The organism is Candidatus Borrarchaeum sp. (assembly GCF_019058535.1).
Classification (GTDB): Archaea; Asgardarchaeota; Sifarchaeia; order Borrarchaeales; family Borrarchaeaceae; genus Borrarchaeum; species Borrarchaeum weybense.
Map to the genome: position 1 here is coordinate 1 of NZ_JAHPYX010000240.1, position 11241 is coordinate 11241.

Annotated in this window: 5 protein-coding genes; 3 read left to right on the forward strand and 2 right to left on the reverse strand. The window is 35.9% G+C overall.

Annotated features, from left to right (window positions below):
* Positions 1-197: 197 nt before the first annotated feature.
* Both QVB70_RS14680 and QVB70_RS14685 read right to left on the reverse strand, forming a co-directional pair.
* Complete coding sequence (locus QVB70_RS14680) at positions 198-1865, reverse strand: CTP synthase (protein WP_287587740.1); 1668 nt, start codon at positions 1863-1865, stop codon at positions 198-200.
* Between the two features lie 258 nt (positions 1866-2123).
* Positions 2124-2876 carry an ECF transporter S component gene (locus tag QVB70_RS14685; RefSeq protein ID WP_287587742.1) on the reverse strand — a complete coding sequence of 251 codons (753 nt, stop codon included), beginning with the start codon at positions 2874-2876 and terminating at the stop codon, positions 2124-2126.
* A gap of 141 nt (positions 2877-3017) precedes the next feature.
* Here QVB70_RS14685 and QVB70_RS14690 point away from each other — a divergent pair, with 141 nt between their 5' ends.
* The 3 genes from QVB70_RS14690 to QVB70_RS14700 all read left to right on the forward strand — a co-directional run.
* A complete protein-coding gene (locus QVB70_RS14690; RefSeq protein WP_287587745.1) occupies positions 3018-3560 on the forward strand; it encodes a DNA replication complex GINS family protein in 543 nt (180 codons plus the stop codon).
* Between the two features lie 671 nt (positions 3561-4231).
* Positions 4232-9832 (forward strand): LAGLIDADG family homing endonuclease, encoded by a 5601-nt coding sequence (locus tag QVB70_RS14695; protein WP_287587747.1) that lies wholly within the window; start codon positions 4232-4234, stop codon positions 9830-9832.
* Between the two features lie 151 nt (positions 9833-9983).
* A partial coding sequence (locus QVB70_RS14700) for a DEAD/DEAH box helicase (RefSeq protein ID WP_287587750.1) occupies positions 9984-11241 on the forward strand: 1258 nt, incomplete at its 3' end.

The window sequence follows — 11241 nt, forward strand, 5'->3', positions numbered from 1 at the left end:
CCCCTAAGGAGCATGCTAAACATTTCTTTATCTCTTTCAAGTTGCTTTAACTTTCTTACAATTTCGCCGAGTTCATTATGAAGCGATTTGATATACATCTTCTTTAGACCTTTATGGAATTTTGTATTCTTTGCCCTTTCTTCATCTTACATCCTAAGAGGCCAAAATTGGAATGAAAATTGTTTTTTCGATGATATTTATTCGTTAGCATTCGTTCTTAATGTAGATCTCTCAAGTGCATGTTTTATGAAGGCAAAATACAAAGGATTTGGTCTGTTTGGTCGAGAGGTGTACTCAGGATGAAACTGTACTCCCACGCAAAACGGATGATCGGCAATCTCTACAGCATTAACAATTTTCTCCGTGTCATCATATGCACTGGTAATGAAGCCTTTCTCTTTCATCTGGTCCATATATTCCTCAATTATGTGATATCTATGACGAAAACGTTCATGAATAACTGATTGATGATATGCATCCCAAAGTTTTGTTCCTTCTTGAATAATGATCTTGTGTGCACCAAGTCGCATGGTTCCGCCCTTTTCTTGGATAATTTTTTGCTCAGGAAGGAAATCTATAACAGGTAATTGCGTTTCGGCATCAACTTCAGTTGTATGTGCCTCTTTCCACCCCATTACATTTCGAGCGAACGCAACAGTTAGAAGTTGTGCACCAAAGCAGATACCAAGATATGGTATGTTTTTTTGAATAGCATAGCTTGCAGTTTGAATCATACCTTCAACTCCTCTCGATCCAAATCCTGGTGTAAGTAAGCAGCCATCACATGAGTCTAAAACGCGAATTTTATCAGGTTTTTCTTCAATAGCCTCTGTATCGATCCAATTAATGTTTACTTTTGCATCCAAATGAGCACCAGCGTCTTGCAATGCATAGTTTATACTAACATAACTATCAATTATACTCGTATATTTTCCAGGCATAGCAATATTGATAGTACGTGTGGCGTTCTTAAAGAGATTAACCATTTCAGTCCAGTCTTCTGTGGCGGGTTTGCAATCATAGGATAACTTAAGTAAAGAGCATAGATAATTTCCCATATTTTGTTGTTCAAAATAAAGTGGAAGGTCATAAATTGGGTTGAGATCAGGATTACTTATCACTGCATTTTCAGGAACACTGCAATATAAACTAATTTTATGTTTGATCTCTTCAGATAATGATTCTCTTGCTCTTCCAACGATAATATCTGGCTGAAGTCCCATTCCTTGAAGAGTGCGCACTGAGTGTTGCGTGGGCTTTGATTTTAATTGACCAACGGATTCCAAATATGGAATAAGAGTTACGTGGACTAAGCAAGTATCGTGTTCTGAAAGTTCGAGGCGCAACTGGCGAATCGCCTCAAGAAATGGCATCGCCTCAATATCACCGACGGTGCCGCCAATTTCAATAAGCAATACATCGGGATTCTCCTTATTTGCGATGTTCCTAATACGAGATTTTACCTCATCTGTAATATGAGGTACGATCTGAATTGTACGACCAAGAAACTTTCCAACGCGTTCATGTACAATCACAGAAAGATAAATTTGACCACTCGTAATATTTTGCGACGGATGAAATGGATGGTCGAGGAATCGTTCGTACGTGCCTGCATCTTGATCAATCTCTGCTATCCTGTAAATGAAACCGGGAGCGGGGTTGAAATCCCATACCTCATCGGTTATAAACACCTCTCCATGCTCTATAGGATTAAGTATACCTGGATCGACGTTTAAATAAGGATCAATTTTGATAACGTCAACATGAAAGCCTCGGAACTGCAATAATTTGCCGATAGCAGCGGTTGTTATGCCCTTTCCCAAACCACTCAAAACGCCACCTGTGATAAAACATAACTTAGTCATAGTCATACCACTTCAAACTGATAGAAGATTGTTAAGATGAAATATAAGCTCCACGATTGACAACGAACTTTGACAAAGCGAAAAATGAGCTGAATTTTTTGTCTCTGCTAATATTTGTTCCCAATATTTGAGGAGCATATTTAGTATTCATCTATACGAATTAAAAGCATTTCTATTTACGTGCAATCTTCAAGATTGAACTAGACCGTAAACAAAATGGATTCTCTGGGTTGACAATTTCTGAATTATGAACCAAATTCATTCTTGAGAAACCATCAAAAATGGCAGTGTGTTTTTTAGAGACTGTGATACAGGAATTGCAATAATGCCACCAATTGTCATTTGACCAATATTGAAAGGAACTTCAACAAAGGCTGCAGGTCCGAAACCCAAGAGCCAGTATTCTGCAACAAAATAGCCTAACACCATGCAACTTCCTCCTATAAGGATAGAAAAAACAAGCCATGACACTTCTGGGCGTGTTCTGATTCCTACAACAATAATCAATGCTGCACTTATACAACCGAGGACTACCCACACAATAGGTATCGGGCTAAGTTCAAAGAACTGATAACTGCCAAGAATTCCAACTCCAATTTGCCAAGGCGTAGAATAGAATAATAATCCAATGAGGATAATAATAATTCCTACAATTAATCCCGTAAGACTAATGAAAACTTTCCAGCGTGTATTTATTTTTTTAGGCGGTATAAGGGAGTTACTAATAAGTCCAACAACAAATCCTTCTGCGCCCTTTGTAACTAGAGTAATTGGTGCAAACACCCCGTAGCCCAATATAAGATCTGCAAGCGCAGATCCGACGCCTCCACTAAATGCACCAATAATTGGACCAAAAAGTATCGCAGAAATATAGACTGCAGAATCGCCTAGATTGAAGAAACCTTGAGTTTGAGGGATTGAAATTTGAAATACGAGAGTTATAATACACACCAATGCTGTCATAATAGCTGTAATAGCAAGCGACAGTGAAGGTGGATAACTTTGCAACAATCTTGATTTACCTATCAGTCTTATCTCCTTCTATCTCTTTTTGCAAGTTCCCCATAAAACTCTTTAACTCTATAAGTTACATATATTCATAATTTAGCCTTGCTATTTATCGAAGATTTGAATATAAAGAGTGTGTTACAAATGGAAAGTCAGATGATTGATACATTCATTAAAAGACTTCAGTTCGAATTCGAAGAAGGATCAGTACAAGTTAAAATCTTGAAAGACATCAATGGCCTTCTCGAAAGAGAGTTTAAACTTACTTCAAAAAGAGGACAAGAAAAAACCATACCGTTATGGATTGCAACTGAATTAGTCAAGCAAGGATATGCGAAATTAAAGGACAACTTCATTGAACTTTCAGAATTACATGATGTTTTGAAAAAGGAAGGAGAAACGCACGCATTACAGTCAATTGATAAAGATTTTTACCTGAAGGTTCGAGAACAACTGAGATTTCTTAAAAAAATAGATAGTTCAACGGCCAATCAGTCTTTTGAAAAAATAGAAGCACTTATAAGAGATATTCTCTCTATGCGTCTCTTTAAACTACTGAAAATTGCATCTCAAACAAGAAATTCGCGAGATTTCACTGAACATATGACAAAAGAAGAAAGAATCCTTTTTCAGGAATTAAGCTCGTTATGCATACAATGGAAAGATAATTTGTTCTCTCTTGATTAAGTATTTCTAAACTTTTCCAGTTACTTTTAGCGTTTTTAGATAGCTTTAAATATACTGTTTATCTTATAAAGAAAACTATACCATTATACCCTTGTAGATCATTTTTTAAGAATGATAAAAACGAGGCAAGTCTTATAACAATGCTTTTAGAAATTTCAAACGCTTTACAAAACGCTGCTTAAAAGGGGGAGATAGGTAGAAAGAGGTATAAATGGTTTTACCCCAACCATCACCCACTGTTGTGGACTCTTTCTTCCCTCCAGACAACCTTTAGAATAAAACAAGTCACTTCAAAGAAGAATGTCAAGCGAAAAGTGTTTCCTGAAAAATATATTATTAAAAGGGCTAAAGATATTATCCAAAAGACGATAACCCATCTAGCGTAACTTTTATCTAAGTTTTATGATAATTTACCAGTTTTCTAATCAAATTCAGTTCAAACTCACAAATAAGCGAATTTCAAAATTTTGAATGCATTTATATTGTTTCTTAACCATTATATGTTGTTGCATGTAACTCTCTATTTGAGTAATGCACCTTAGATCTGTTAAATCAACAATTTAACAATTTTATGAACTCAATTACAAAGAAAAACCCGATATTATATCCAAATTTACGTCAAATACTTTGCATTTCATCCTTGAATTTACAGATTACTTGAGTGGAAAAAAATGTCAGAAATCTCCGAAGAATATGTAGAGCAATTTGAAACATTCTTTAAGGAATTTCGCGATGATGAAGGATCTTTTATATGGAGAGATCGAATTGAACGGATGCCTCTTGAGGAAACTCGTTCGCTGATCATCGACTTCAATGATGTTAGGGTATTTGACCCAGCTCTAGCTGATTTAGTTGAAGAAAATCCGGAACAATTCATCAATTCCGCGTCGACTGCAGTAAAAAATGTGATGAAGGTTATCGATCCTGATTACTTCAAAAAAGTTGATACTTTTCATGCACGCTTTCGTAATCCACCTGAAAAATTAGCTCTCAGAAAAATCAGATCGGTAAATATTGGTAGATTTGTGCAAGTTGAAGGAATATTAACACGTGCTTCAGAAGTTAAACCATTGCTAATAAAAGCGATGTTTATTTGTACAAAATGTGGTTATCTCTACGAAATTCCTCAGGATAAAGGATATTCTGAACCCAAAATCTGTGAAAATCCTAGTTGTAGAAAAAAGGGACCGTTCAAACTTCTGATGGAAGAGTCGACCTTTACAGATTGGCAGAAGATACGAATACAAGAAATGCCGGAAGAACTCCCGCCAGGTCAGTTACCGCGCTCTTTAGATGTTATTATAAAAGATGATCTTGTTGATGTCGCCAGACCTGGCGATCGTGTGGGAATCATTGGTATTCTTCGTTCTGTACCTGATTTTACAAAAGGCAAATTAAAAACCCCCACCTTTTCAATATACTTAGCTTCAAATTACATAGATTTATTTGAAAAAGGACTTGGCAAAATCGAAATAAGTCCTGAAGAAGAACAAGAGATTAAAGACCTGTCACAAGATGTGTGGGTTCATCAAAAGTTGATACGTTCTATTGCCCCCTCGATTTATGGTTATGAAAATATCAAAGAGGCAATTGCGCTTCTTCTTTTTGGAGGTACAAGCAAAGTTTTACCAGATGGAATGAAAATTCGAGGCGAGTCAAATATTCTTTTGGTGGGAGATCCTGGAACAGCTAAATCGCAAATACTTCAGTATGTCGCTAGAATAGCCCCCAGAGCCTTGTATACTTCGGGTAAGGGAAGTACAGCCGCTGGATTGTGCATTTCAGGTGATAGTAATGTATTTCTAACAGATGACATATTACCCATATCTCAACTAGTAGAAGATGAGTTAAAATCTGGTGAAATATCCAAATATAATGAGTCGATAGAATATAAGGAGAAATCAGGTGACTTAAAGGTATTTCATTCAAATAATCTAGAATTAAAACCCCGAGGAATTTCAAAAGTCTGGAGAATCAAAAGTCCAGAAAAATTGATAAAGATAATTACTCGAACGGGAAGAGAATTAAAATTAACTCCTCAAACTAATCTTTTGTCAATTAATCAAAACGGTTTATTATGGAAACCGTCAAACCTTTTTGAACCAAAAGATCGAATAGCTGTTGTGAGGACATTTCCTGTTACTTCTGAAAAAGAAATTCCTACTATGTTTGAGTTAATTAAGGACTATCAGGGTTATCTTAGGCTTTTGAACGTTGAAAGTGAAGTTAAGGACTTGCTTGAGAAGCTAAAAAAGAAATTCAATATGTCAATGAGTGATTTAGCCAAATTGTTTAATGTAAACGATGATACACTTTACAGATGGAAAAAGAGAGGTCGTGTTGGAAACATACCACTTCAACGTTTCATAGAATTTTGTGATTTGCTTGAGGAAGATGCGGAAACATACTTGCCTGATAAGATTCATATTGAACCCAAGAATGGCCTCAAATATGCTCTTCCTAAAAACCTGAATGAAGATTGGTTCTATATAATGGGTTTAATTGTTGGAGATGGAAGTATTTATGTCGATAAAAGTGAAAAAGGATATGGTGGAACGGAGTTAAGATTCCATAATCGAGAACGCATTTTATTGGAAGAATTCGAACATTTCTTCAAAAATATGGGTTTTAACGTTAATAGATCAAAAGACTCTAGCGAAAGAGCCGCAACGTGTGCCATTTGGTCATCATTACTATATCATATTTTTTCAAAATTTGGTATTAGTGAATCACCAAAATCAGATAATATCTCTCCTAGCACAGAAATCATATTTTATAAAGAAGAATATCTGTATGCTTTTCTTAGAGCACTTTTTGACACTGATGGATGGATTTCGCAAAGATCAAGTGGTGGATCTTCACAAATCGGCTTTTCTTCAACTAGTAAGAATTTGGTAGAGTTTGTTAAAAATGCTCTTTCAACTCTAGGAATCGTTTCTTTCATTAGAAAAAGAAAACCTAAAACAGTTATTATGAAATCAGGGAAGAAAATTGTAGGTAAGAAAGAAAAATATGAACTCACCATTAGTGGATATTTCGATCTCGTTGTATTCAAAAATAATATTGGTTTCAAACATCCAAAAAAGAATTCACTGATATCGGAATATTGTAAAGTTCAGAAAGAATATCATAAGAATGTAGATAACATTCCTAATATTTCATTCATCCTAAAAGAACTTGTAGAGTTTTATGGATACACAAGTCGAGAATTAACTGGGCGTAAGTGCTCATTTTCGCCCTATGAATTAGAAAGACGAAATATCTCTAGCAAAAGACTTTTGGATCTTCTTGAAAAAATTGAGTTAGATTGGCTCAGACATCGTATAGAGATACCATACAGCGCAAGAAACAAATTCTATCAAGAAGTTAAGAAAATAATCTCAATAGAAAAGATTGGTAAATATGCAAAAATCTCACGCACAAAGCTTTCTGACTACTTCTTGCGAAAAGATAGAAATGTCCGAATTCCAATTGGAGTTTTTGTTTCTCTTTTACAAAGAACTGAAAAAAAATTGAATCCCGATATTGTTGATTATTGGAAGACCGTTATAGAATCCACCAAAAAACAACACGAAGAATATAGCAGAAAATACGAACTCTTAAAAAGTCTCTCTCGGTCAGACATTTTTTGGGATGAAGTTGCAGAAGTGACGGAAATCAAAGCGCAAGAACCATATGTATATGATTTAACAATCCCTGACTCCCATAATTTCATAGCAAATGGCGTAGTTGTACATAACACAGCTGCTGTGCTGCGCGATTCAGACACTGGTGAGATGACACTTGAGGCGGGAGCTCTTGTCCTCAGCGATATGGGTGTGGCATGTATTGATGAATTCGACAAAATGAGGACCGAAGATCGTGTTGCCATACATGAAGCTATGGAACAACATAGCTATCATCCATTAATGGAGATATTTTTGGCAGATGGAGCTAGAGAATCAATAGGGGAGTTAGTTGATAATCTCTTTGCAGATAATCCTAAAAAGATTGTTCAAGGAATAAATTGCGAAATTCTAGACGCGCGGCCCTTTAACTTAGAAGTATTTACTTCAGACTTTCTTAAGGTGGATAGAATTTGTATTGACCGTGTAAGTCGTCATCCCGCACCTGAATACTTTTTTAAAATTAAATTTGGTAATGGAAGACATGTGATAGTAACACCTGAACATCCACTTTTTGTTTTTAAGGGAGATTCTATTAGCGTAGTTTCAGCTACTGATATTCAAGTTGGAGATTTCGTGCCCGCCCCTAGAATTATGCCATGTGGTCATAATCCTGGAGCATTGCTTAACACAGAAATTCCAATACATTTTAATGCGAAATCAATTGCTTTACCTGAACATGTAACCCCAAAAATTGCTAGACTTCTTGGATATTTTGTATCAGAGGGATATAGCTATAATGGTTCTTCTGCTGAACTTGGTTTTAGCAATACATTAGATCTAATAGTGAAGGATATCTCATCACTAATGAAGGATCTTTTTGGTTTAGAGGGAATTAACTATATCGATCGTAATCGAACACTGCGCTTTGTATCTTCCCAATTAAGAGATTTTTTCCGAGAAAACTTTCCTGAAGTTCTTAACACTTCAAAATATAAACGTATTCCATCACAGTTGTTTGTTTCTGGAGAATTAGTAGTAAAACAATTCCTTAAAGCTGCATTTCTCGGAGACGGAAGTTTAGAATCTGAGACTTTGTCCTATCGCACCTCCTCACCTAAACTTGCTCTTGACTATCAAGATCTTTTGCTATGTGTTGGAATCCAAAGTCGAATAGTCCATGATTCTTATAACGACTCTTATAAGGTATGTATTCGTGGTAGCAGTCTCCCACTTTTCTCCCAAATGATTGCCGAGCAATGGGATCCTCGTAGGGAAAAAATTAGTATGTTGGTAAATCGATCCGCGAAATCAAATTATGATCATGATGTCTTTCCGCCTGGAATTGGAGTTAAGATAAAGAAATTGTTCAAGCGAGTTGGAATACCTTACAAAGGGACATTTTACCGTGCTATTAATGAAGATCATGGTATTACTCGGACATTGCTTCAGAAACATCTTGATGAGGCAAAAAATGCTTTTAATGAGGCTAAAACACATCTTAAAAATTTACCACTACCAATAAAGGCTACCCGGCGAATTCTTCATTGGTCCCTCGAAACTGCAGGTCGAAAAATCAACAAATCTGGCTCATTTATTGGCCACTTAGAACGAGGAGGCTGTACAGATGAAACCAAGAAGAAAGTAACTATTCAACTTGCAGATGCAGTCGTCAATGAGTGTCAACAAATTGAAATAGAAATAAACGAAATTGAAAGAATTCTTGAAAGTGATATACGTTGCCTTCGCATAAAAAAAATCGAGAAGATAGCAAATTCAGGAAAATGGGCATGTCCTTATGTATACGATGTTACGGTAGAACCAACACATCGCTTTATTAGTCAAGGTTTAATTCTTCATAATACTGTTAGCATAGCTAAGGCCGGAATCATTGCCACATTAAACGCGAGGACCTCAATCCTTGCGGCCGCCAACCCGTATCGCGGTAGATATAATATTCATGCTACCCCAGCAGAAAATATTAGATTGCCAGTGACTATTCTTTCTCGATTTGATTTATTGTTTGCAATAACTGACAGGCCAGATGCGGAACACGATAGAGAAATCGCAGAACACATTTTGAAACTCCATGAGAAGAGAGATACCGCAATTGAAGCTCCAATTGATCCGCAATTACTTAGGAAATATATTGCGTATGCTAAAAACAGAGTTTTTCCAAAACTAACATCAGATGCTGGAGATAAATTGCAGGAATTCTACTTGCGAATGAGAAAGACGGGAGAAGAAATAAATTCTCCTGTTCCAATAACTGCTCGACAATTGGAAGCACTTGTCAGAATCTCTGAAGCAAGAGCAAAAATGGCACTCAGAGATGAAGTATCAATCGAGGATGCAGAAGCCGCTATTCGCTTGGTGAGGTATTCATTACAGCAAGTTGGTGTAGATGAAAATGGTCGATTTGATATTGATTCAATTATGTTAGGACAAACAAAGAGCACTAGAGATAAGATTTCAGAACTACTTGATTTGATAAAATCACTAGAACAAGAAATGGATGATGCTGTTCCAATTTCAAAACTGATAAGCAGAGCAGAAGAGGCTGGCTTTGAACCTCCATTCGTTAAGCGTGCATTAGATAATTTACAGCAAAGCGGAGAAATTTACGAACCTAAAAGTGGTTTTGTTAAAAGGATAAGTGAAGCATAAAAATCATTTCATAATTAATCAATTAATTAGTAATTAAGCAGGAAAACTATTTTACGAAAGAAAATACTCGATATTTCACAAATAACTAACTGTTTTTTAATCGGAGGAATTTCGTATTAAGATAGAAAACCTTCCACTTCCTAAAGAAGCTTTGGACCTATTAAAAGATCATGGACTCGTGGATCTTTATCCACCACAAGCAGATGCGATTCAAGGAGGTGTCCTTGATGGAGACAACATGTTATTAGCATGTCCAACAGCTTCTGGAAAAACGTTGATTGCAGAATTAGCAATGCTGAAGCATATTCTAGAATGGAATGGTAAGGTAATCTATCTCGTTCCACTGAAAGCCTTAGCTTCTGAGAAGAAAGAAGAGTTCCAAAAATATGAAGCTTTAGGAATAAAAACAATAGTAAGTACTGGGGATTTTGATACCAAGGATCAATGGTTGAAAAATTTCGATATAATAATCTGTTCTAACGAGAAAACTGATTCATTATTACGACATCAGGTTTCTTGGATGAAAGATATTTCACTTATTGTAAGTGATGAAGTTCATCTCATTACCGATCCAAGTCGAGGTCCAACACTTGAAGTAGTCCTGTCTAAACTAAGACAAATAAATCCAGAAGCTCAACTTCTTGCACTTTCTGCAACTATAAAGAATGCGAACGAAATTGCAGAGTGGTTAAATGCTAAATTAATTCTGAGCGAATGGAGACCTGTAATCTTACGAGAGGGGGTTTATTACAACGGAACAATTGAGTTTGAAGATGGAGAATTAGAAGAAATCACAGCCACATCCATAAAACCGGAAAAAATTAGCAAAAGAAAAACAACAGCCAAAAAAAGAAAGAAAAAAACAAGACAAACTATTGATGACCCCATGATAAACTTGTTAAGAGATATACTACGTAAAAATGGACAGATGATAGTTTTTACAAATACAAGAAAATCGACAATGTCATTAGCTTCTAAATTAGCGAGATCTATACTAGATTTTTTGACAGATGAAAACAGAGATGTATTCAAAAGTATCAACGAAGAAATCTTGTCTACGGGGGCAGACACTTCATTACGAGCACGTTTAGCGCAGACAGTTTTAGGAGGAGTAGCATTTCATCATGCTGGGATGGATTATCGGCATAGAAGGATAGTAGAGGCTTACTTCAAAGAAAGAATCATTTTTGCAATTTGTGCAACTCCGACACTTTGTCTTTCTCCTGAAACTAAGATATGGCATGGAATATTTGAAACAAAAGTGCCCGATTTCAAAACTTCCAATCCACTCTTTGCATTATCCCAGAATAAATTAATTTCAATAAAAGCATCTCATGTTTACGATCTTGCTAATTTTTCCCCGTTAATTCAAATATCATCTGTTTCAGGTTATTCAATTAGAGTAACTC

Coding starts and splice junctions, on each gene's coding strand:
- QVB70_RS14690 (WP_287587745.1), top strand. CDS start 3,018: ATGGAAAGTCAGATGATTGATACATTCATTAAAAGACTTCAGTTCGAA.
- QVB70_RS14695 (WP_287587747.1), top strand. CDS start 4,232: ATGTCAGAAATCTCCGAAGAATATGTAGAGCAATTTGAAACATTCTTT.
- QVB70_RS14680 (WP_287587740.1), bottom strand. CDS start 1,865: ATGACTAAGTTATGTTTTATCACAGGTGGCGTTTTGAGTGGTTTGGGA.